The sequence below is a fragment of the Parasaccharibacter sp. TMW2.1890 genome, assembly GCF_023337645.1.
In the GTDB taxonomy this organism is placed as follows: Bacteria; Pseudomonadota; Alphaproteobacteria; order Acetobacterales; family Acetobacteraceae; genus Bombella; species Bombella apis.
Genome location: NZ_NWUV01000001.1, coordinates 321,511 through 342,875 on the forward strand (window position 1 = coordinate 321,511; position 21,365 = coordinate 342,875).

A 21,365-nucleotide genomic window follows, 5' to 3' on the forward strand; every position below is an offset into this window, starting at 1 on the left:
GTCGAACATGCCGGTCGGTGCCCCCGGTCTCCGGGTGGTGCCGTGCCCTGTTGACTGAACATGATGTGATTTTTGCATTTCTGGAGATGACGACGGATCATGAGCACGCCTTACCCCGCTGAATCCGCCCCCACACCCGTGATTGATGAGCCGTTGACCGGCCTTGTCCCCTTTGAAGGGCATGAGGGCCAGTATCGCCTTGCCGAACCGACCAAGGAATATGGTCACCTCTATCCGGCCAAGGTCCAGCAGGTCCATCACTGGACGAACCGCCTTTTCAGCTTTACAACGACTCGTGACCCTGGCCTGCGTTTCTCCAACGGCCAGTTTGCGATGATTGGCATCGAGGTGGAGGGCAAGCCGCTGCTGCGTGCCTATTCTCTTGCTTCCGCCAACTATGAGGACCAGATGGAGTTCCTCTCCATTGCCGTGGAGAATGGCCCGCTGACCTCCCGCCTGCGTCACGTCAAGGTGGGTGACACGGTGCTGATCGGCCGCAAGCCGGTGGGGACCCTGCTGCTGGACAACCTGAAGCCGGGCCGCAATCTGTATTTCCTCTCCACCGGGACGGGTCTTGCGCCGTTCCTGAGCCTCATCAAGGACCCGGACGCCTATGACCGTTATGAGAACGTGATCCTCACCCATACGGTGCGTGAGCGTGGCGAGCTGGCCTATCGTGATTACATCACGAACATCCTGCCCAAACATGAGTTCCTCGGTGAGGATGTGGCCGCCAAGCTGAAATATTATCCGGCTGTCACCCGTGAGGAGTTCCCCGTGCAGGAGCGCATCACGGCCCTCATCAATAACGGGCGCATCTTCCGTGACCTGAACATTGACGAGCTGGACCCCGAGCATGACCGCGTGATGATCTGCGGGTCCCCGGAGATGCTGGCCGATACCCAGAAGCTGCTGGAAGAGCGTGGCTTTGAGGAAGGCAACATGAGCCGTCAGGGCTCCTATGTGGTCGAAAAGGCTTTTGCCGAGCGGTAAAGGCGAGGCTGTAAAATCAGCGGACCCGTAAGCGGGCAGGTTCGAGCGGGTATGAGTAGGCGATGTGTGGCGGGGCCCCTCACGCATCGGTGAAGCCCCTCGGGCCTGCCCGTTCTGCTATCTGGTGGAAACGGGTCATGCAGGTGTGGCGATAATCAGGGCCTGTTTCCCCTGGCTGAAGGGGGAGAGGTGGGAGGAACGTTATGCAGGATTATGATCTCTTTGTGATCGGTGCGGGGTCGGGCGGGGTGCGCTGCGCCCGCATTGCAGCCCAGAATGGTGCCCGTGTGGGTATTGCCGAGCGCAGACATTGGGGTGGTACCTGTGTCAATCTGGGCTGTGTTCCCAAGAAGCTGATGGTCTATGCAGCCGAAACGGGCCGGATGATCGAGGATGCCCCGGCGTTCGGCTGGGATGTGCAGCGCCCGTCCTCCTTTGACTGGTACGGCTTCCTTGCCGCCAAGGACCGGGAAATCGAGCGGCTGAATGGTATTTATGTCTCCATGCTGGAGAAGGCCGGGATCGACCTCTACACGGGTGATGCCCGATTGCTGGATGCCAATACGCTGGCGATCGGCCCGTCCGTTCTGGCACCGGAGGCTCCGGTCCAGCGCATCCGGGCCAGGAAGATCGTGCTGGCACCCGGCTCCACCCCCGTGCGGCTGGATATTCCGGGTGCTGAGCTGGCCATCACCTCTGATGAGCTGTTCCATCTGCCCGAGCGGCCCCAGAGGGTTGCCATCATTGGCGGCGGTTATATCGGGGTGGAATTCGCCGGGATTCTGGCGGGCATGGGCTCGCAGGTGGACCTGTTCTACCGCCAGCCCCTGCCACTGCGTGGATTTGATGAGGAAGTCCGTACGCATCTCAGGGAGCTGATCGACCTGCATGGCATCACCCAGCATCCGGGCACCTCGCCGGTCCGTCTGGAGGATATTGGTGGCGGCAGGGCCGTCCGTCTGGTGATGGATGACGGGGCCTCTTACGAGGTCGATGCGGTCATCATGGCTACGGGGCGCCGGGCTGCCGTGGATTCTCTGGGGCTGGATGCCGCAGGTGTGGCGGTGGAGAAAGGACATGTCGTGGCGGGGGTGGATGGCAGGACCAATGTGCCCTCCATCTATGCCATCGGGGATGTCAGGGATCAGTACAACCTGACCCCTACTGCCATTGCGGAAGGTCACATGCTGGCCGAGCAGCTCTTCAATCCGCAGGGGCGGACATGGTCCTTCGAGACCCTGCCGAAGGCCGTCTTCTTCTCATCCCCCGTGGGTGTCGTGGGGATGAGCGAGGAAGAGGCAGCCAAAACGCATGATCTTGCCATCTATACGTCCCGCTTCACCCCCATGCGGCAGACGCTGCCCAAACGGGCGGGGAAGATACTGATGAAGCTGGTGGTGGACCGCCACAGTGATGTGGTGCTGGGTGCCCACATGGTCGGGCCGGATGCTCCTGAGATCATCCAGATGCTGGCCATTGCCGTGACGGCGAAGCTGACAAAGAAGCAGCTGGACCAGACCGTGGCCCTGCACCCCAGCACGGCAGAGGAGTTCGTGACGATGAGGACGCCCACCCGTCTGGTGGACCGCCACTGAACGGGCAGGCAGGAGGACAGGGCGGATCATGAACTGGCTCAAGTTACAGCCGAATACCCTGAGTGCCGTTCTGTTCTCCCTGCGGACGACCATCGCCTCGCTTGTGGCGCTTGCCATCGCCTTCTGGATGGAGATGGGATCGCCCCAGTGGGCTGCCATGACGGTCTGGATCGTGGCGCAGAATTCCCGTGGGATGAGCCTTTCCAAAGGGCGCTGGCGCATTGCCGGAACCCTGCTGGGCATGGTGGGAGGCATCAGCCTGATAGCGGTAGCCCCGCAGCATCCGTGGATTTTCTTTGTGTTGCTGGCCGGCTGGGTTGGCTGGTGTACCGGCATGGCCTGCATGCTGGAGAATTTCCGGGGTTATGCCATGGTTCTGGCCGGTTATACCGGGGCCATCATTGCTGTCGGTGCTTCGGAACATCCCGATCAGGTCTTCTATATTGCCATGGCCCGCGGGTCTTACATCCTGCTGGGTGTGGTGTGTGAAATGGTGGCAGGAATGGTCACCGTGCCGGGGGCAGACCGGGTGGCCCGTACGGACCTCCAGCAGCGTATGGCTGCCCTGCTCAGCCAGACAGCCGCGGCTCTGGCCCTCATCCTGCGTCAGGACGAGAAGGGTGTGGCGGAGATGACCCGCATTCTTGGCTCGTTGCAGGGGTTCAATGATCAGCTTGAATTCATCCGTATTGATTCCCGTCATGCAGGCGAAGAGGCGGATCAGGCCTATGTGACGCTGGAGCGTGTGTCCTTCGTGCTGGCCCGTGGGGTGGGGGTCCGCTCCCGGCTTGCATCAGCACCGCACATACCGGCCCGGCTGGCAGCCGGCCTGGAACGTGTCGCCGGGGAGCTGGATGGCATCGCAGCCCTGCTCAGGCAGGACACGGCTCATGTCATGGCTGGGCTGGGCCAGCTTGAAACCATGCTCCAGGAAAATCATGACGAGCTGGAACGCTGCCTCTCCCGGGATGATGAGGATGCTCTCCAGCAGGGTATTGTTGGGGTAGGGGTGGAGATCATGCTCATTGATTTCCGCTCGGCGGTGGAGTCCCACTATGCAGGTCTGCGGAAACTGCCCGCCCTGAAACGCCATCGCATAAAACGTCAGGCGGATGGGCGGCTTGCAACCATCAATGCCATCCGGGCTGCCGTGGCCATATTGATCGGCGCCTTTGTCTGGGAGGTGACGGCATGGTCCTATGGGGGGGCTTACATGAGCCTGCTCAGCGTGGTGTGCGCCCGGTTCGCAATCATGAACAACATGATCCTGATCAGCAAATATTTCTTCTATGGGGCTGTCTGCTCCGTACTGGCCAGCATCATTCCGGTTTTCCTGGTCATGCCCATCACGTCGGACTATGCCGTTTTCGCCATACCGGTTGCCGTGCTGATGTTCCTCGGGGGGCTGGCACTGCGTATACCCGCTCTGGCAGGGGTTGCAGCGTCCTATGTCAATTTCTTTCCGTGGGTTCTAACTCTGGACAATCAGGCCAGGGTGGATGAGGTGACATGGTTCAACCAGTCGCTTGCCCTGTTGCTTGCCTTGTGGAGCGGTGTGCAGGTGTTCCGCACGGTTCTGCCTTTCTCCGTGACACAGGCATGGGCACAGTTGCGGCGGCAGCTGGTCAAGGAGATTCAGAAGCTGAAAGAGCCCCTGCGGGGACGGGCCCAGACCCAACGGCTCTGGACCAACGAGACAACCCTGCGGATGGAGCAGATCATCCGTTTTGCGGGCCAGATCCCGCAGGATGAGGTTGACAGCATGATTCGTGGCACGCTGGCCGTCATGACGGTCGGGCGGAACCTGTTGACCCTGCGGGACCTTGTTGCGCTCGGGCGTCTGCCCCCAAGTGCCCTGGCCGCCGGGGAGCATATGGTCCGGGACATCATCCATCTGACTGAACAGGGGCAGGAAAGCAACCCGATGACGGTGGAAGAGTTCACGCAGGAACAGGCCCATCTGGAAACTGTCTTCCATGGCAGTAGAGGGCTGTCCCGCCGGCGGGACCTTGCTGCCGGGATAGGCTGCCTCAGGATCATCCGCTTTGAGTATCAGACAAGCCGGACGTTCTTTCTCAGGGGGTATGGCGCCGCAGCAGGGCAGGTACTGGGGGCAGGATGAAAAAAAGCCCCGTCTCCTAGCGGGGAGACGGGGCTTTTCCGGGGGCGGGCTGACCGTTTACAGGTCGCTTTTCCCCTCAGAAACCATTGCCGCGCGGGGCGACCCAGCCATTGCCGGTAGCGTCACCCACCTGGCCACTCTGGATGGGGTTGGTATCCTGATAGGAGCTGCCGAATTTGCCGAGATTGCTGCCCGTGACAGCATCACGGTTGGAGCGGAGATGGGCCTCGTGCTCCGGGTCCGGGCCATTTTCGAACTCCGTGGAGGGAACATCCTGATAGCCCGGCGGCGGCGGACGATGCCCCCGGGCACGGAAGTGCTCACCACCTTTCACGGCGTTTTTCTGTGCCTGCTGGGCAGCCTGTTTTGAGGAGGTAGTGGCGGGGTTGTCCTGATAGGGGGTGCTGAAGTGGACCGTCTGGGCCATGGCACCCGGCATAGCAGCCGGAACAAGAGCCGCAAGACCGAGGGCAGCCGTCACGGCTGTCAGGCATCTGGAGACTGAATGAAAAGGCGAAGCCATGTGTGTTCTGTTCCTGCGTAGATGGGAAGTACTTCCTTTCCCCATATATCCTTTCAGGCGGCGGGATGATCAAGCCTTTTCAGGGTAAAATGATGAAGGAACCGCAGGGCGGTCATGGCATGGCCGCATGGGCGAAAGGAGCCGGGTTGAATATTTTGCGGCCTGCTCTACCATTCGGCGGGCATTTCGGTCATAAAATCACCCACTGGAATGACAGCTCCAACCATTACGTTACGGGCGGCCCATCCCATGAGCAGGGTCGCTTCCCTTGTCGCAGGAGAACAAGATGCAGCAGTCAGACGGGCACAGCAGCACGACACAATGGTCACCGGCCAGCTGGCGCCTGCGTCCGATCCGTCAGGCCCCGACCTATGAGGATGGGGCAGCCCTTGCCGCAGTGGAAGAACGTCTGCATCGCTATCCGCCGCTCGTTTTTGGCGGGGAGGCCCGCCGTCTGAAAGAGCGTCTGGCGGCTGCCTCCCGCGGGGAGGCCTTCGTTCTTCAGGGAGGGCCTTGTGCCGAAAGTTTCGGGGAGTTCACCGGGGACATCATCCGGGATACGTTCCGTGTCCTGTTGCAGATGGCTGCCATCCTGACCTTCTCCGCCAAGGTTCCGGTCGTGAAGATCGGGCGCATGGCCGGGCAGTATGCCAAGCCCCGTTCTTCCGATGTGGAGAAGCGGGATGGCGTGGAGCTGCCCTGCTACCGTGGTGACAATGTCAATAGTCCGGAATTCACTGCCGAGGCCCGCAGGCCGGACCCGGCCCGTATGGAGATGGGCTATTTTCAGGCGGCAGGCGTGCTGAACCTGCTGCGGGCCTATTCCCGGGGCGGGTTTGCCAATCTGCATGACATCCATCGCTGGAATCTGGACTATGTCCGCAACTCCCCGCAGGGTGAGCGTTATGAACAGCTGGCCTCCCAGGTGGAGGATACGCTGGCCTTCATGAAAGCCTGTGGCGTGGAGGACAATGCCCCGCATTACGATGAGGTGGAGTTCTATACCTCTCATGAGGCCCTGCTCCTGCCTTATGAGCAGGCTCTGGCCCGTGTGGATGAGGTGACAGGCCGCCATTATGGCCTGTCGGCCCATTTCCTCTGGATTGGCGACCGTACCCGCCAGCCGGAGGGGGCGCATGTGGAGTTCCTGCGTGGGGTGGACAACCCGATCGGCATCAAGGTCGGGCCGACCACGACCATTGAGGACCTTCAGAAACTTCTGGAAATCCTTAATCCGCAGGATGAAGCAGGCCGCATCACGCTCATTTCCCGCATGGGCCACAGCAAGGTGCGTGAGCTCCTGCCCCCGCTGCTGGAGGCCGTGCGCAGGACAGGCCGGACCGTGACATGGATATGTGACCCCATGCATGGCAACACCACCACGTCGTCCAACAAATACAAGACCCGTGCTTTCGAGCATGTTCTGGACGAGATCATGGGCTTCCTTGATGTGTTCGAGCAGGCCGGTGTGGTGCCTGGTGGCATTCATCTTGAGATGACCGGCAGCGACGTGACGGAATGTACGGGTGGTCCCCGGTGTCTGACGGATGCCGATCTGCCGACCCGGTACACGACATTCTGTGACCCGCGGCTGAATGCCGAGCAGTCTCTGGAGATCGCCTTTCAGCTTTCAGACCGGCTGAAGCGTATTTTCGGAAAACGCTGAAGGTGTCCGCCCGGCCGTAAGCGCAGGATCGGCCCAGTTCTGTCAGGGGAGACAGCGTGATGAGTTGGAAACAGACTCTCGAGCAGGCCTGCAGCCCGCAGGAGGCGTTGGATGCGCCGCAGATCGAGGGACGGACGGATGCCTATTTCCTGCGGATGCGGGACATCGTCAGCCAGTTTGGCGATTGTGAGGTCACCTATGCCGTGTTCGTCCGCCGTCCAGTCGTGGCGGCCTATGGGCTGGCCCTGCAATGGGTGCAGAATGTCGCCCGTCATCAGGGTTTTTCCGTCAGGATCACGGAGGTGCATCCAGAAGGTACATGGGTCGGAGCAGGGGATCCGCTCTTCTATCTGACAGGGTCGCTTGTTGCGCTGGCGCCGTTGGAGACGTTGCTGCTCCAGAAGACGGGTGCTGCCTGCGTGGCAGCTCATAACGCCTACCAGATGGCCCTTGCCCTGCCGAAGGTGCCTTTTCTGGCGATGGATGCCCGTCATTGTGCCGGTGGTGAGATGCAGGAGCTGATGGCCTATGCTGCTGCCGTGGGGTCACGGGCGGCACAGGCGGAAGGGGCCGTGGGCTTCATCGGCAATGCCAACCATGCCACGGCCCGTTTTTTCGGGCAGGAGCGTGGATTGGGGACCATGCCTCATGCCTTCATCGGTTATGCCGGGTCTACCCTGCGGGCGGCGGAAATGTATGTGGAGCGTTTCCCTGATGAACCTTTGACTGTGCTGGTGGACTATTTTGGGCAGGAAGTGACGGACATGCTGGAAGTCTGTCGCCGCTTTCCGGAAAGGGCCGCCGCAGGTGAGTTGAGCGTGCGGCTGGACACGCACGGAGGGCGCTTCCTCGAAGGGCTGGACCCGCAGCGTTCCTATGAGGTGCTGGAGCGGAACACGCCAGGCACCATCCGTCGCTACCGGTCGGAAAAGGAGCTACGCTATCTGGTAGGGACGGGCGTTTCTGCGGCCGCCATCTGGCGGATGCGGGAAGCGTTGGATGAGGCAGGTTTTCCGAAGGTGAAAATTGTCGTTTCGTCCGGGTTCGGTATTTCCAAATGCATGGCCATGCATGATGCTTCTGCACCGATCGACATTGTGGGGACGGGGTCGTTCCTGCCAGATCGTTGGTCAGAAACCTACGCCACGGCTGATATTGTTTCCTACGACGGTGAGCCGAGGGTGAAGATCGGGCGTGAGTTCCTTCTTCAGAAAATTCAGGAAAGGGCCGGATGATGAATGACGAGGATAAAGAAGCCAGACGGGCTTTCATCAATGGAATCCGGGGCGGAGAAAGCGGGCAGAGTACTGAGGAAGCCGTGCAGGCAGAGGCCGAGGCAACCATGAAGCAGGATGAAGCCGGTTGGGTTGTCCGTATTCTGGATCAGTCCGGCGCCAGTGAGGGTGACGATGATGTGGTGGAAGAGGTGAAGGGCTTCTTCGACCTCGCCCACGCCAACGCTTTTGCCCGGGCTTATGTGCGGGACAGCATCGAGCGGTGCCGTGTCCCCGGTGCGGCGGATCGGGATGTGTTGCAGAGCTGGTTTGCTTTTGGCGAGAATGCCGAGGTTGTGGATGCTGGGGAAGACGGATGGAAGTCCAGCACGGAACTGGATGATTTCGTTTCCAGCCCGGCCACGCCGATGGAACGTGACTGGCGGGCACTGGACCCCCGCCGCCTCGTGAGTGACGAGGAGCTGGCCGGCCCGCCTGATGAGGACGGTCAGGATGACGATGATGATGAGGCCTTCGTGGCAGAAGTCATCCGCCGCCGTCAGAACGGGCAGCAGTAAGGGACCGGGAACCGGTCCTGCAGCCATGCGTCCCATGAGAGAATGAGAACAGAGTACGGTATGAAAGTACGTTTTGCCCCTTCACCAACAGGGCATCTTCATGTTGGCAATGCCCGTCTTGCCGTGGCGAACTGGCTGTTCGCCCGTCGGCATGGTGGCCGGTTCCTGCTGCGGATGGATGATACGGATACGCAGCGTGGCAACAGTGCCTATGAGGAAGCCATCCGCCGGGACCTGACCTGGCTGGGGCTGGACTGGGACGAGTACGCCCGCCAGTCGGAACGTCTTGCCCGGTATGAGGAGGTGATCGAGCACCTCAAGGAAACGGGGCGGCTCTATCCCTGCTTTGAGAGTGAGCTGGAGCTGAAATACAAGCGGGAGCAGCGTCTGCGGGCTGGCAAGCCGCCGCTTTATGACCGTGGCATGCTGAAAATGACGGCCGAGCAGCGTGCCCGGGCGGAGGCCAACGGCAAGGTGCCGTACTGGCGTTTCAAGCTGAGCGGGGCCACCCGTCGCTGGACTGACCTCGTGATGGGGGACTGCCATGTGAAGCTGACCGCCGTTTCCGATCCTGTTCTGGTGCGGGCGGATGGCAGCATCCTCTATACGCTGGCCTCGGTGATTGATGATCTGGACATGGGCATCACCCACATCCTGCGGGGTGAGGACCATGTGACCAACACGGGCGTGCAGCTAGACCTTGCCGAGGCCCTCGGGGCGAAGGAAGGGCGTTTCACCTTCGGGCATCTGCCGCTGCTGCTGGGGCAGGATGGTGGCAAGCTGTCCAAGCGTCTGGGCGGGCTGGCCCTTTCCACATTGCGTAATGACGGGATCGAGCCCCGTGCCCTCGTGGCCTATCTGGCCCGTCTGGGCAGTTCGGATGACCCGCAGGCTGCCTCCAGCATGGATGAGATCGTGCGCGGCTATGACATCGGCCATGTGTCCCGGTCCGCGGCCCGGTTCGATGTCCCGCAGCTGCTGGGGCTGAACCGCCGTGTCCTGCATGGCATGTCCTATGAAGAGATACGGCCTCACCTGCCGGAAGGGGCTGATGAGGCCTTCTGGCTGGCCATCCGGGGCAATATCGATCTGGCCGTGGAGATCGCTCACTGGTGGTCTGTCGTGAAGGGGGACATCGTGGCTCCGTCCCAGCCTGAAGAGGCAGGGTTTCTTCAGGAAGCAGCCCGTCTCCTGCCGGAAGGACCGTGGGATGGGACGGTCTGGAAGCGTTGGACTGACGTGCTGAAGAGTGAAACCGGCCGCAAGGGAAAGACGCTCTTCCTGCCCCTGCGTCTGGCCCTGACAGGCGAGGATGCCGGGCCTGAACTGGCAGCCCTTCTGCCGCTCATGGGGCGGGAGCGGGTCCTGCACCGTCTGCAGGATGCCATGCAGCATTGACCTGATGAGACCGGGGCGGGCTGCCTGTCAGTCTGTCCCGGCAGAGGTCTCATCTGTCACGGTGATGGGCTCCTCATCCCTGGCGGGCAGCGGGTCTGGAGATGTCGTGTGGAAGAGGCTGAAATCCACTTCCATCAGGCCCTGTCCGGAGGCTCTCAGCAGGCTGACGAAGCGTGCCCCGTAGAGCATGTCCTGTGCCATGTAGGTATGGTGGGCGAAGACATCCTGCGCTGAAACGGGATCGGTGGCATTGAAGATGAGGAAAATGCGGGCCTGTTGTTCCTCAAGGGTGGCTTTGTCCAGCCCGTGGAGTGGACTGCTTTCCGTGATGTGGTGGGTGAAGGAGAGGCTGACCGGAAAAACCGGGAAATGGTTGTAAACCAGTGGCAGTATTTCCAGCTGGAGCGAGGTATGGCCATTTTCGTCGCATCGCGTACGGGCCAGAATAGCCTCCACGCTGGTATTCATCAACGGTGTATTGCGCAGGTTTCCCAGCCGGAAATTGAGTTTGAGATTCTCCCCCTCCTGGAAGATCGTGACGATGCTGCTGAACAGGACCCTGGCCTGCGGGCGTGAAAAACGGGCGAAGACAAGCCCGGTGATGATGGCGGTCGAGATGACCCCCACCAGCATCTCGAACGTGGCGAGTGCATTGGCCGCTGGGCTCTGGGGATAGATATATCCATATCCGACTGTGGAGAGGGTCTGGGCGCTGAAGAAGAAGTCTCCCCAGAAATTTCCACTGTGCACGTTGCTCAGCCCATGCGGCACGAGATAGAAACCGACGCTGAACAGCAGGTTGAGCAGCAGATAGGCGGCTGTCATCGTGGCAAAGAAGGGCAGCCACCCCATGGTCAGACAGTTGTGATACATGTCTCCCAGCAGGCGGCCCTTTGTTTTCCTGCGCGTGACGATGTTCAGGATGTTGTCCTGCGAGAGAAGGCTCAGACCCGGTGTCTGTGGTGCCGTCTTATGCTGGTGGAGCAGGGTTTCTGGCAGTTTCAGATGCATGGGGAGCCTATGGCAGGATGGAGGGATGGGGATGCTGCCTGCCCGGAATCTGGCCGGGCAGGCTGGGACGGGTCATTTCATATGGCGGATTTTCCGGGCCCGTGAGAGTTCGCTCACGACACCATGCAGTGTCCGCAGTTCCTGTTCCGTTACCTCTCCACGGGCGAAAAGATGGCGCAGGTTGCGGATCATGCCCGACCTTTTCTGCTCGTGGTGGAGGAAACCGCACTCATCGAGATCCCGCAGCAGGTGGGTCATGAAATTTTCCACCTCGCCCTTGGTTGCCACATGCGTCTCGTTGGTCATGAGATACTGTTCCGGCACGGTATCCTCGGTCAGGTACCACTCATAGGCCATGACCAGCACCGCCTGGGCCAGATTCAGCGACATGAAACGGGGATTGAGCGGATAGCGGATGAGTGTGTCCGCCCGGGCCATGTCCTCATTGTCCAGCCCTGCCCGTTCGGGACCGAAGAGGATGCCGCTTTTCAGCTTCCGGCTGCTGGTGGCCCGCAGTTCTGCTGCCGCTCCACGGGCTGTCATGACCGGTTTGATGATGTGGCGGGGGCGTGGACAGGTGGCAAAAACACGGTGGAGGTCGGCGATGGCGTCATCCACCGTCTCGAAGACCGTGGCCTCTTCAAGGATGCGGTCGGCACCGGAGGAGGCATACCAGGCCCGGGGCTGCGGCCATCCGTCACGGGGGGCCACGAGGCGGAGATGGAACAGCCCGCCATTAGCCATGGCCCGGGCGGTGGTCCCAATATTTTCAGCCAGCTGCGGGCGGACAAGGATGACGACGGGGTCAAAGGGAGCGGGCGGAGCCAGATCAGCTCCACCATTACGGCCTGTCATGGGATGACTTATCCTTTCCGCCATGTTGTGCCGACAGGTCCATCTTCCAGAAGGATGCCCTGTTCTGCCAGGTCGTTGCGTATCTGGTCGGCCAGTGCAAAGTCACGGGCCTTGCGGGCGGCCAGACGTTTTTCAATCAGGGCTTCAATGGTGGTGGGGTCAAGGTCTGTCCCTCCCTGGAACCAGTCTGCCGGTTTCATGGTGAACAGCCCAAGCAGCTGCCCGCCGGCCCAGAGGTGGTTCGCAGCACTCTGCTGGCCTTCCAGCGCAGCATCGGCGTAACGGTGGAGAGCGCTGAGGGCCAGTGGCGTGTTGAGGTCGTCACACAGGGCTTCCAGAATGTCGGCCGGAATGCTGTCCGTGCTGGCTGGTGGCGTTTTCTCCAGCGCCCGGTAGAATCGGTCCATGATGCGGCGGGCTTCGTCCAGCTTCTCCCATGTGAAGTCCAGCGTGGAGCGGTAATGGGAGCCAAGAAAGAGCAGCCGCAGGGCCTCGGCTGGAGCACGCTCCAGCACTTCATGGATGGTATGGAAGTTGCCCAGGGATTTGGACATCTTCTCACCATTGGAGAGCAGCATCCCGGTATGGACCCAGTGCCGGGCGAAATGGCCATGCGGATAGCAGCAGAGGGATTGTGCCCGTTCATTCTCGTGGTGGGGAAAAAGCAGGTCGTTTCCACCGCCGTGAATGTCGAAACTCTCCCCAAGATAGCGTTCTGCCATGGCAGAGCATTCAATGTGCCAGCCGGGGCGGCCACGGCCATATGGGCTGTCCCAGCCCGGCTCATCGTTGCTGGAAGGTTTCCAGAGGACGAAATCGCCAGGGTTGCGCTTGTAGTCGGCCACGTCCACTCGGGCACCGGCCAGCATGTCCTCCAGCGAGCGGCCCGACAGGGCCCCGTAACTGGGGAATGATGTGACGTCGAAGAGAACATGCCCCTCCGTCTCATAGGCATGGCCCTGCGTGATGAGGCGGCCGATCATCTCCAGCATGTCGGGAATGTGCTGGGTGGCTCTGGGTTCCATAGTGGGAGGCAGGATGTTCAGGGCAGCAAGATCGTCGTGGAAGTCTTTCGTGGTCCGTTCTGTCAGATGGGAGATGTCTTCATCATTCTCCCGTGCCCGCTGGATGATCTTGTCGTCAATGTCGGTAATGTTGCGAACGTAGGTAACCTGTGGGTAGAGCGCCTTGAGCAGCCGGACAAGCACGTCTGCGCTCAGCATGGAGCGCAGATTGCCGAGATGGACCCGGTCATACACGGTTGGCCCGCAGAAATAGAGGCGGACATTGCTGGCATCATCGGGGGTGAAGGGAACAGTGGTGCGCTGATGGCTGTTGTGAAGCCTCAGGCCGGGCCGGGGGGAGATGGGGGCTGTATTGCTCTTCTGCGTGCTCATGTCTGTTCAATGCGACAGAGATGCGTTTGGTGCAACAGGGGAATTTATTTTTAGAATTTGCACTCTGCTTTATATGCGATAGAGACGGTCTCATGTCTGCATCACGTATGAAACAGGGCCCCCAGATTGTGGGGATGCCGACCCATATCCGCACTCTTGTGCAGGTTGGCCTGCCTCTTGCGCTGTCCCAGCTTTCGGAGATGGCCATGGCGGTGACGGATACCGTTCTGCTGGGCAGCCTGGGGGTGGATGCAGTCGCCATCGGGGGAATTTCCAACAATTTCTTTTTCACGACGATGATCTCCTTTCAGGCCGTGCTTGGTGGAGTCGGCGTGTTGCTGTCCCATGCCCGTGGTGGTGTGGAGCATGGCCATGGGGGCGGGCATGACAGGCGCAGCATCATCAGTGCAGGGGTCGTGCTGGGCATGGTGGCGTTTATTCCCTGTCTGCTCCTTCTTCTCTGTTCCAGCGGTATTTTCAGCCTGATGGGGGAGCCGGAGATGGTGACCAGGCAGGGAGGGCAGTTCATCAATGTGCTGCTCTATGCCCTGTGGCCCAATCTGGTTCTGCTTGGCCTGTGTCGTGTGGCTCTGCCATCCCTGGGAGCGGAATCCCTGCTGTTGTGGACGATGCCAGCCATGGCCCTGTGCAATGGGGTGCTCAATGCGGCCCTGATTCATGGCTGGTCCGGCCTGCCAGCCTATGGGCTGTTCGGGTCCGCTCATGCCACGATGCTGACGGGCTGGGCCATGAGCCTCGTCCTGCTGCTTCTCTGCCTCGGGCGGCCACAGCTCCGGCACCTGCTGAAGCCTGCGAGGGTCCACTGGCCGCTCTTCAGGGAACTGCTGGTGCTGGGTCTGCCCATGATGGTCACGGCAGCCTCCGAGCTGCTGCTGTTCCAGATCACGACTCTCAATGCGGGGCGATTGGGGACACGCAGCCTTGCGGCGCATCAGGTTGCACTGAACACGATTTCTTTGCTTTTCATGGTGTGTCTGGCCATCGGGCAGGCGGCGAACGTACGGGTGGCTTACTGGCGGGGGGCCCGGAAGAGGGCAGAAGCCTGTCGGGCTTCCAGCGGTGCCCTGTTGCTGGTGCTGGCCTGGACCATTCTGACGGGCCTTGTCCTCATGCTGCTGCCGGGTTGGATCGCCCGCCTCTATTATACTGGTGGACCACCGGATGCCGGTACGTTCGCCACTACCGTCCTGCTGCTGAAGATTGCCGGAATTTTCCAGATCGTCGACGGGGTGCAGGCTGTCTGCAACGGGGCGTTGCGGGGCTGTGGGGATACCTTTGTTCCGATGGTGATCAGTATCGTGAGTTATGGTGTCGTGGGGATCGGTCTGGGGTACTGGCTGGCTTTCCACCAGGGCTATGGTGTGGAGGGGCTATGGATCGGCCTTGCGGCCGGGCTGGGTGTGACGGCCTTTGCCCTTGGGGCACGGCTTTACCTTCTGCTGTACAGGACGGGGGATGCACGGCCTTAAAAAGGTCACTTGCGGGAAGACCCTGCGGGAGGATAGGTAATCTGAAACATTTTTCAGGTTGTTAAATGTTACTTTATAGGGATTGAGATGCTAGTTGTCTCAATTCGTTTGAAAAAAGGGGTCATGCTCCCGTATCGTCGGGCGCTTCGATGTGTAAAAAAGATGAGTGGTCTGGTTGGTCAGATGCTTTGCGAGGGCAGGTGTTTCCGTATGTACGGGGGCAGGCCCTTCAGGGCTGTGTGTTGTCCCCGTAGCTGGAAACAGGAGCGTGCATGAAGCTGCCCGGAGTATTTTCTTTCAGGGCTCATGGAGCCCCAAGGTGGGGGCTGGCCCTGCTCATGGTGCCCTTGCAGGGTTGTGCCGGGATCGGGGCACCGAGTTTTCCTCTGGCCGGTGCGTATTTTCCGGCCTGGCTCATCTGCCTGTTCATCGGTGCGGTGTCCGCCGCCCTGCTGCGGCTGGTCTTTCTGATCCTGCATATTGATGGCCTGTTGCGGTATCATCTGGTCACCTACCTTTCCATGGGCACGATGATAGGGCTTGTCGGCTGGCTTCTTCTCTACGGGTAATTCAGGGGCGGTTTCATGAAAAAAGAACGGATTAAAGGCCGCTTCCCGGTGGGGAGCGTGATTGCAGCAGCCACGCTGTTATGTGCTCTCTTCGGTGTCCTGTATGTGGATCACCGGTCAGGCCAGCATCCCAACAGTGATAGTGCTGTCATCTATACGGAAAGCGTACATGTGGCCGCTCTGGTGGGTGGGCGCCTCCAGACTCTTTCTGTCCGGGAGAATCAGGTCGTCCACAAGGGGGATCTGCTGTACCAGATTGATCCCGAACCCTATGAGATTGCCCTGCACAAGGCTGAGGCCAGTGAAACACAGGCACAGGCCGACCTGAACGACGCCCGCCGTGCTCTGGCCGTCCGCATGGCCAATGCGGCAACCAACGAGCGCAAGCGGCACCAGGCCGAGGATGAGAAGGACCTTGCCTGGCGTACGGTGACCCGTCTCAAGCCATTGGCCGAGCAGCATTATGTGTCATGGCAGGTCTATGACCAGGCCGTGACGAAGTTCAACTCTGCCGTGGATGCCCTGGCAGAAGCCCAGCACGAACAGCAGGCCAGCCAGGTGGCTGTCGGTGATGTCAAACACGCCGAGGCCATGTTGCAGGAAGCATCCGTGGCGGTGGAACATGCCCGCTATGAGCTGCGTCAGACCCGTGTGACGGCCAACATAGATGGCTATGTGACGAGTCTGAATGTTCGGGAAGGCGAGGTGCTGGCTGCCAACGAGAACCTGTTTACGCTGGTTTCCAAGGATGAGTGGTATGCCATTGCCCCAATCCGGGAAATCAACCTGAAGCCGGTCCGTCCGGGTGACTGCGCCACCGTGTATTCCATGATCGACCGCAGCCATGCCATCCACGGGGTTGTCGAGAGCATTGGCCGGGGTGTGACGACCGATTACATGAGGGAAAGCGAACGTGGTGTGCCGTCTGTCGAGCGGCAGATGGACTGGGTGCATATTGCCCAGCGTTTCCCTGTGCGCATCAGGATCGAACATGCTCCTGAACATCTGATGAGACTGGGGGCAACAGCCAACGTGGAAATTCTCCATGGTGCTGCCTGTCATGGTTAAACCCTATCTGGACGCCTTCATGCGTCTCTGGCGGTTGGCCGTAAGGCCAACCCGTGGGCGCACGGCGCTGGCCTTGCGGACCGCCATCGTATGCATGGCGCTCGTCCTCATAGGTGAGATATGGCAGCTGCCCATGTTGACCCTGCTCACGCTCACCCTGGGGGCGTTGTGGCAGGGGAACAGGGTGGCGAACATGAAGATCTCCGTCATGTACATCATCTTCTTTTCCGGTGTGACGGGGGCTCTCTATGTGGGGGTTGCCACGACAATCAACAATTTTCTGGCAACGCTCATTTTCAACCTTGTTCTCAGCTTCGTCTTTTTCTTCCTCAGCACGACAACCATCCTTGGCATGATCAGTGTCATTGGCGGGTTGATCCTTTCCTACATGCTGGTGGCGCTGGACAATGTGCAGAGCGGTGACAGTATCGCCCGTCTTGTTCTGTCGGCATGGCGTGTGTTTCTCATCATCGCCGGCATGATGGCCTTTGTGGGGAGCTGTCTTTCTCCGTCTCCAGAGCATGTCCTCACGGACCAGATCATCGAGCGGCTGCGCCTGTCGGCGAAATGTCTGGGACGGCGGGGCGAGGGGCGCGGCATCCCTCAGGCCTGGCAGGATGCTGTCATGGATACCGTGGGTGAGGGGGTCAGCGGCATGTTCGGCATGCTCGGTGCTGCCACCGCGGAACAGCGCTGGAGCCCGGAAGACCTGTCCTACCTGCGCCGGGCAGCTCTGAACAGTTTTGGCATCCTGCAATTTGTTGAACGCTGCCTGAAGCCCAACGCCCCCATTTCCATGGAGGATTGTGCGTATCTGGCCAAGCGGCTGGAAGAAGCGGCGGAGTGTTTTGAAACAGGTGGCCGCCCGGCCGAAACGGGCACGGATCAGGTCTGCTCAGGTGATATCGCCCAGGAGATGGAGCGCCTGCTGAACAGTCTGGACCAGCCCCTGACAGCCGAGGACGTGCAGCTGCCTTCCAGCCAGTCCGGAAATGCCGCACCGAAAAAGAAATCGGGTTTTTTCCTTCCTGGTGCCTTTACGGACCCGGAGCATGTCCGCTTTGCCGTCAAGGGGACCGTCTCTGTCTGCCTCTCCATCATCACATACAAGATGCTGAACTGGCCGGGGGTGCATACGTGCATCATCACCTGCTTCATCGTGTCCCTGCCGACGATGGGGGCCGTGCTGGACAAACAGCGGCTGCGTATTGTCGGGGCTCTGATAGGCTGTTTCATGGCCATGGGCACCATCGTATGGCTCATGCCACACATGACGGACATAGCCGAGATCATGCTGGTCATGGGTGTGGTCATTTTCATCGGGGCATGGGTCAAGGCCGGCGACCAGCGCATTTCCTACCTTGGGTTGCAGATCATCGTGACCTTCACGCTGGCTGATCTTGCCAAATATGCGCCAACGACGGATCTGACGGTGCCCCGTGACCGTATCATCGGTATTCTGATCGGTCTGGCCATCACATATGTCGTGCATACCATGTTCTGGCCACACAGTGCGATGGGTGGGGCCCTGCAAAAGCTCAAGGCGCTTGATGGCCTACTGGCGCAGGATATCACGGACTGGAATCACGACCAGCGCATGCTTCAGGCGGCACGGATACAGGAAACGGCCAGTGGGGCCATGAGCCAGCTGCGGCAGGTCATGATAGAACCGGCCGCCATGCGTCCGACAAAACATCGCATGAGGCAGTACATGCTGTTCCTGCGGCGTGCGGCCATGAGTGCCGGGTGTCTGTTCGGGGATATTGCTGCCAGCCAGCAGAAACAGTCTCTTCGTCTGGGGCAGATACTGAAGGGGGGAGAGACCGCTTCCCTTAAGGAAGGAGGAGGTCTCTGATGGATGGTTTTGAGTGGAAACAGGTCATGGAGCGTAAAAAAATGCAGCAGCCGGGGAAGGTATGGCGCAGGGCCGTGCTGGTCTGTAGTGCCCTTCTCTGCAGCAGTGCGTTGAGTGGTTGCCAGACAACGGCCATGCGGAATATGCCGCCTGCCCCCAACCAGCCATGGAATGCACCGGTTGATGTGAATGGTCATATCATCGAGGGGCATGAAAAAGGGGCACCGGGCCAGAAGGGGGGACGTGTCCTGAAAATGCCTGCGGGGTACCGCCTCGCATCGGACCGTGTCCTGCCGCAGCCTGCTGCACTGGGCACCGTGCAGGTGGATCATTCCTACGATCTGGCTGATCTGATCGACATGGCCCAGTCCATCAACCCCTCTACACGTCAGGCCTGGGATGCAGCACGGGTCAGTGCGGCAGAGACGGGCATTGCCCGCTCGGCCTATCTGCCGCATCTGACAGCCGTAGCCATGGGGGGGTATGGCCTGCTGGAGCCACACAACCGCTTCCGGGTGGCAGGCCAGCATGCGAGTCTGAATACCCGCCTTCAGGGCACACTGGAACGTCAGCAGGTCGGGCTGGAATGGTTGCTGTTCGACTTCGGCAAACGTCGTGCCGTGATGGAGGAAGCGACCCAGAAGAGCATTGGGCAGAACATCCTCTTTACTGGTGAACACCAGAAGGTCATCCACAAGGTGGCTCTGGCTTATTACCGTTATGCGGCTGCTCTGAACAATGTGGCGCTTGTGCGCCAGTCTCTTGAGAATGCCCATGCGATTGCCCGGGCCGCAGATGCCAACCTGAGAAACGGGGAAGGGACGGTCATTGATACGTCACAGGCCGAGCAGGCCGTGGCGGAAGCCGAGCTGGTGCTGGCCAGAACGGAAGGGGATGTGGAGACATACCGGCTGGAGCTGCTGGCTGCCGTGGGCGTGAATCCATCCCAGCCACTGCATGTGCAGACGGACAGCGGGAGGAACATCCGCGTTGAGGATATCCGCCTGAGTGATGAGATGGTGCATGAGGCTGTGGCCCGTCGGCCGGATGTCCTGGCAGCCTATACGAGCCTGCGTGCCGCCCAGAGTGCGGTGGAAGGCGCCCGTGCCAGCTACAGGCCGCAGATTTTCATGAGTGGCAATGTCGGGTACAACTTTGATGACCTGCATTTTCGCAATCTGCCGCTTGTCAATGTGAACTCGATCAACGATCGTGTGCATACATTCGGGGGTCTCATCACGGCAGGTATTTCCGTGCCGATCTATGATGGCGGGCTGCGTCGCAATCGTCTGCGGCAGGCGCATGAGCGGGAAGACAGTGCCCGTGCTGCGCTGCAGGACACGCAGAACAATGCTGTCCGGACGATCGTGAGTGCAGAGGCCATGCTGCATACGGGCATCACGGCCTATCAGGCGGCACTGAGCCTCCAGAAGGCCAGCCAGACCGGCTTTGATGCCGCCCTTACAGCCTACCGTTCGGGTGATGGTACGATGACCCGGATGCTGGAGCTCCAGAATACGCTGCTCAATGCTCGTCTGTCCGTTTCGGACAGCTATTACGGCATGTTGAGTGCAGCCGCATCATTGGCTTATGCGGCTGGTACGCTGGGCAGCAGCAGTGTTCTGTCCAATATTGAAGGTTCATTGGAAGAAGCAGCTCCGGCTGTGCCGGTCTCCAGCGGTCAGGCCCCCGGCTGAGGGGCCTGCCGTTTTTTCATGGCTTGTGAAGGCGGGCGACCTGGAGCGTGACGAGGTAGATCAGCAGCCCGCTGGCTGAGAGGATGGCCCCGCCCCAGCCAACGGCGCTGATGCCCAGGCCGTGCTCTACCAGCATGGCACCCAGGGATGCCCCCAGAGCGTTGGCGATGTTGAAGGCCGAGTGATTCAGCGAGGCTGCCAGCGTCTGGGCATCTCCGGCAACATCCATGAGACGGGCCTGCATGGCGGGACTGAGGATGATCGTGGCAGCAGGCAGGAAGAAGCAGACAACCAGCATGGCAGTGCTGGAGGGAAGCAGCAGCCAGAAGGCCAGCATGAAGACAACGCTGGCAATCAGGCTGAAAATGGTCGTGCGGTTCAGGTTCCTGTCAATCATGGCCCCGCCGAAGGCATTGCCGGCGACCATTCCGCATCCCCAGATGACCTGATAGAGCGTGACCATCCAGGGGCTGAGATGCGTTACCTGTCCCAGCCCGGAGGTCAGGAAGGTATAGACGGCGAACATGCCGCCGAAACCGATGGCCCCGGTCAGCAGGGTCAGCAGGACGTGGGGGTTCCTGAAGGCGGACAGCTCGGAACGGGCATTGATGTTGTTCTGCGGGCGGTCAGCGGGGATGAAAAAGGCTACCCCGGCCACGCAGATCAGCCCCAGAACGGACAGGGCTCCATAAATCACTTCCCACGGAACATATTGGGAGAGGAACGTGCTGAGTGGTGCGCCTATGACGGTGGAGATCATGATGCCGGACAGGACCATGCTGATGGCCCGTCCCCGCCGGGCCCGTTCGACCATGGAGGCACCCGTCAGGGCAGCGATACCGAAATAGGCCCCATGGGGCAGCCCTGTGATGAAGCGCATGACCTCGATGGGCAGGAGTGAGGTAAAGAGGATGGTGCCGATATTGCCGATGCAGAACAGGGAGAGCAGAAGCAGCAGGACTGTCCGGCGGGGCAGGCGGGCTCCGGCGATGGCCATGATGGGGGCACCCACTACCACGCCAAGAGCATAGGCGGAGATGACGGCGCTGGCCTGCCCGATGGAAATGTCAAGGGCATGGGAGAAGGCAGGCAGGATGCCCATCATTCCGAATTCTCCCGTGCCAATGGTAAAGGTCCCGAGCATGAGGGCTGCAATGGCCGGGGCGACGCCATGAGGCGGGGTCAGGCGTGGGCCTGTAACCGTTTCGGTCTGCTCCATAAAGGGAGTGCTCCAGTCTGATTGGGGATGACGAGGATATACGGGATATGGCCTGTTTTTTCCAATCTCTTCTTGCCGTTCAGGCATGGCGTACGACCTTTCCACATGGTCGGAT

Annotated in this window: 17 protein-coding genes; 12 read left to right on the forward strand and 5 right to left on the reverse strand. The window is 60.4% G+C overall.

Going from position 1 to position 21,365, the window contains the following annotated elements; all coding sequences use genetic code 11:
* Positions 1-99 precede the first annotated feature (99 nt).
* From CPA54_RS01415 to CPA54_RS01425, 3 genes are all read left to right on the forward strand, one after another.
* Positions 100-993 carry a ferredoxin--NADP reductase gene (locus tag CPA54_RS01415; RefSeq protein WP_081562988.1) on the forward strand — a complete coding sequence of 298 codons (894 nt, stop codon included), beginning with the start codon at positions 100-102 and terminating at the stop codon, positions 991-993.
* A 203-nt stretch (positions 994-1,196) separates the two neighbouring features.
* Complete coding sequence (gene gorA, locus CPA54_RS01420; RefSeq protein ID WP_249085412.1) at positions 1,197-2,588, forward strand: glutathione-disulfide reductase; 1,392 nt, start codon at positions 1,197-1,199, stop codon at positions 2,586-2,588.
* Between the two features lie 28 nt (positions 2,589-2,616).
* Positions 2,617-4,710: an FUSC family protein gene (locus tag CPA54_RS01425; protein ID WP_086431122.1), complete on the forward strand. Its 2,094-nt coding sequence runs from the start codon at positions 2,617-2,619 to the stop codon at positions 4,708-4,710.
* Positions 4,711-4,786: 76 nt separating this feature from the next.
* Here the strand turns inward: CPA54_RS01425 and CPA54_RS01430 are convergent, their stop codons facing one another.
* Positions 4,787-5,233 (reverse strand): hypothetical protein, encoded by a 447-nt coding sequence (locus tag CPA54_RS01430; protein ID WP_043560745.1) that lies wholly within the window; start codon positions 5,231-5,233, stop codon positions 4,787-4,789.
* A 286-nt stretch (positions 5,234-5,519) separates the two neighbouring features.
* Here CPA54_RS01430 and CPA54_RS01435 point away from each other — a divergent pair, with 286 nt between their 5' ends.
* The 4 genes from CPA54_RS01435 to gltX all read left to right on the forward strand — a co-directional run bounded on the left by CPA54_RS01435 (position 5,520) and on the right by gltX (position 10,089).
* Positions 5,520-6,899 carry a class II 3-deoxy-7-phosphoheptulonate synthase gene (locus tag CPA54_RS01435; RefSeq protein WP_043560743.1) on the forward strand — a complete coding sequence of 460 codons (1,380 nt, stop codon included), beginning with the start codon at positions 5,520-5,522 and terminating at the stop codon, positions 6,897-6,899.
* A gap of 59 nt (positions 6,900-6,958) precedes the next feature.
* Positions 6,959-8,134 (forward strand): nicotinate phosphoribosyltransferase, encoded by a 1,176-nt coding sequence (locus CPA54_RS01440; RefSeq protein ID WP_086431121.1) that lies wholly within the window; start codon positions 6,959-6,961, stop codon positions 8,132-8,134.
* 107 nt (positions 8,135-8,241) lie between these two features.
* Entirely contained in the window at positions 8,242-8,691 is a 450-nt protein-coding gene (locus tag CPA54_RS01445; protein ID WP_043561474.1) for a hypothetical protein, read from the forward strand.
* A 60-nt stretch (positions 8,692-8,751) separates the two neighbouring features.
* A complete protein-coding gene (gltX, locus tag CPA54_RS01450) occupies positions 8,752-10,089 on the forward strand; it encodes a glutamate--tRNA ligase (RefSeq protein WP_249085413.1) in 1,338 nt (445 codons plus the stop codon).
* Between the two features lie 27 nt (positions 10,090-10,116).
* On the opposite strand, the gene CPA54_RS01455 is transcribed toward gltX, so the two are convergent.
* The 3 genes from CPA54_RS01455 to cysS all read right to left on the reverse strand — a co-directional run bounded on the left by CPA54_RS01455 (position 10,117) and on the right by cysS (position 13,352).
* Positions 10,117-11,100, reverse strand: coding sequence for an ion channel (locus tag CPA54_RS01455; protein ID WP_103765385.1), 984 nt, complete (start codon positions 11,098-11,100; stop codon positions 10,117-10,119).
* 72 nt (positions 11,101-11,172) lie between these two features.
* Positions 11,173-11,955 (reverse strand): RNA methyltransferase, encoded by a 783-nt coding sequence (locus CPA54_RS01460; protein ID WP_249085414.1) that lies wholly within the window; start codon positions 11,953-11,955, stop codon positions 11,173-11,175.
* An 8-nt stretch (positions 11,956-11,963) separates the two neighbouring features.
* Positions 11,964-13,352, reverse strand: coding sequence for a cysteine--tRNA ligase (gene cysS / locus CPA54_RS01465; protein WP_249085415.1), 1,389 nt, complete (start codon positions 13,350-13,352; stop codon positions 11,964-11,966).
* Between the two features lie 92 nt (positions 13,353-13,444).
* On the opposite strand from cysS, the gene CPA54_RS01470 reads away from it, so the two are divergent.
* The 5 genes from CPA54_RS01470 to CPA54_RS01490 all read left to right on the forward strand — a co-directional run bounded on the left by CPA54_RS01470 (position 13,445) and on the right by CPA54_RS01490 (position 20,031).
* Positions 13,445-14,842 (forward strand): MATE family efflux transporter, encoded by a 1,398-nt coding sequence (locus CPA54_RS01470; protein WP_248460447.1) that lies wholly within the window; start codon positions 13,445-13,447, stop codon positions 14,840-14,842.
* A gap of 272 nt (positions 14,843-15,114) precedes the next feature.
* Positions 15,115-15,411 (forward strand): YtcA family lipoprotein, encoded by a 297-nt coding sequence (locus CPA54_RS01475; protein WP_081562994.1) that lies wholly within the window; start codon positions 15,115-15,117, stop codon positions 15,409-15,411.
* A gap of 15 nt (positions 15,412-15,426) precedes the next feature.
* Positions 15,427-16,479 carry a multidrug transporter subunit MdtN gene (mdtN, locus tag CPA54_RS01480; RefSeq protein ID WP_081562995.1) on the forward strand — a complete coding sequence of 351 codons (1,053 nt, stop codon included), beginning with the start codon at positions 15,427-15,429 and terminating at the stop codon, positions 16,477-16,479.
* Positions 16,457-18,334, forward strand: coding sequence for an FUSC family protein (locus CPA54_RS01485; RefSeq protein ID WP_081562996.1), 1,878 nt, complete (start codon positions 16,457-16,459; stop codon positions 18,332-18,334). The genes mdtN and CPA54_RS01485 overlap by 23 nt, the downstream gene beginning before the upstream one ends.
* Positions 18,334-20,031, forward strand: coding sequence for a TolC family protein (locus tag CPA54_RS01490; RefSeq protein ID WP_052349106.1), 1,698 nt, complete (start codon positions 18,334-18,336; stop codon positions 20,029-20,031). The genes CPA54_RS01485 and CPA54_RS01490 overlap by 1 nt, the downstream gene beginning before the upstream one ends.
* 16 nt (positions 20,032-20,047) lie before the next feature.
* On the opposite strand, the gene CPA54_RS01495 is transcribed toward CPA54_RS01490, so the two are convergent.
* Positions 20,048-21,250 carry an MFS transporter gene (locus tag CPA54_RS01495; protein ID WP_043560722.1) on the reverse strand — a complete coding sequence of 401 codons (1,203 nt, stop codon included), beginning with the start codon at positions 21,248-21,250 and terminating at the stop codon, positions 20,048-20,050.
* Between the last annotated feature and the right edge of the window lie 115 nt (positions 21,251-21,365).

What these genes read in the sequence shown, in the direction of transcription:
- CPA54_RS01415 (WP_081562988.1), top strand. Translation starts at nt 100, where the DNA reads ATGAGCACGCCTTACCCCGCTGAATCCGCCCCCACACCCGTGATTGAT.
- gorA (WP_249085412.1), top strand. Translation starts at nt 1,197, where the DNA reads ATGCAGGATTATGATCTCTTTGTGATCGGTGCGGGGTCGGGCGGGGTG.
- CPA54_RS01425 (WP_086431122.1), top strand. Translation starts at nt 2,617, where the DNA reads ATGAACTGGCTCAAGTTACAGCCGAATACCCTGAGTGCCGTTCTGTTC.
- CPA54_RS01430 (WP_043560745.1), bottom strand. Translation starts at nt 5,233, where the DNA reads ATGGCTTCGCCTTTTCATTCAGTCTCCAGATGCCTGACAGCCGTGACG.
- CPA54_RS01435 (WP_043560743.1), top strand. Translation starts at nt 5,520, where the DNA reads ATGCAGCAGTCAGACGGGCACAGCAGCACGACACAATGGTCACCGGCC.
- CPA54_RS01440 (WP_086431121.1), top strand. Translation starts at nt 6,959, where the DNA reads ATGAGTTGGAAACAGACTCTCGAGCAGGCCTGCAGCCCGCAGGAGGCG.
- CPA54_RS01445 (WP_043561474.1), top strand. Translation starts at nt 8,242, where the DNA reads ATGAAGCAGGATGAAGCCGGTTGGGTTGTCCGTATTCTGGATCAGTCC.
- gltX (WP_249085413.1), top strand. Translation starts at nt 8,752, where the DNA reads ATGAAAGTACGTTTTGCCCCTTCACCAACAGGGCATCTTCATGTTGGC.
- CPA54_RS01455 (WP_103765385.1), bottom strand. Translation starts at nt 11,100, where the DNA reads ATGCATCTGAAACTGCCAGAAACCCTGCTCCACCAGCATAAGACGGCA.
- CPA54_RS01460 (WP_249085414.1), bottom strand. Translation starts at nt 11,955, where the DNA reads ATGACAGGCCGTAATGGTGGAGCTGATCTGGCTCCGCCCGCTCCCTTT.
- cysS (WP_249085415.1), bottom strand. Translation starts at nt 13,352, where the DNA reads ATGAGCACGCAGAAGAGCAATACAGCCCCCATCTCCCCCCGGCCCGGC.
- CPA54_RS01470 (WP_248460447.1), top strand. Translation starts at nt 13,445, where the DNA reads ATGTCTGCATCACGTATGAAACAGGGCCCCCAGATTGTGGGGATGCCG.
- CPA54_RS01475 (WP_081562994.1), top strand. Translation starts at nt 15,115, where the DNA reads ATGAAGCTGCCCGGAGTATTTTCTTTCAGGGCTCATGGAGCCCCAAGG.
- mdtN (WP_081562995.1), top strand. Translation starts at nt 15,427, where the DNA reads ATGAAAAAAGAACGGATTAAAGGCCGCTTCCCGGTGGGGAGCGTGATT.
- CPA54_RS01485 (WP_081562996.1), top strand. Translation starts at nt 16,457, where the DNA reads ATGGTGCTGCCTGTCATGGTTAAACCCTATCTGGACGCCTTCATGCGT.
- CPA54_RS01490 (WP_052349106.1), top strand. Translation starts at nt 18,334, where the DNA reads ATGGATGGTTTTGAGTGGAAACAGGTCATGGAGCGTAAAAAAATGCAG.
- CPA54_RS01495 (WP_043560722.1), bottom strand. Translation starts at nt 21,250, where the DNA reads ATGGAGCAGACCGAAACGGTTACAGGCCCACGCCTGACCCCGCCTCAT.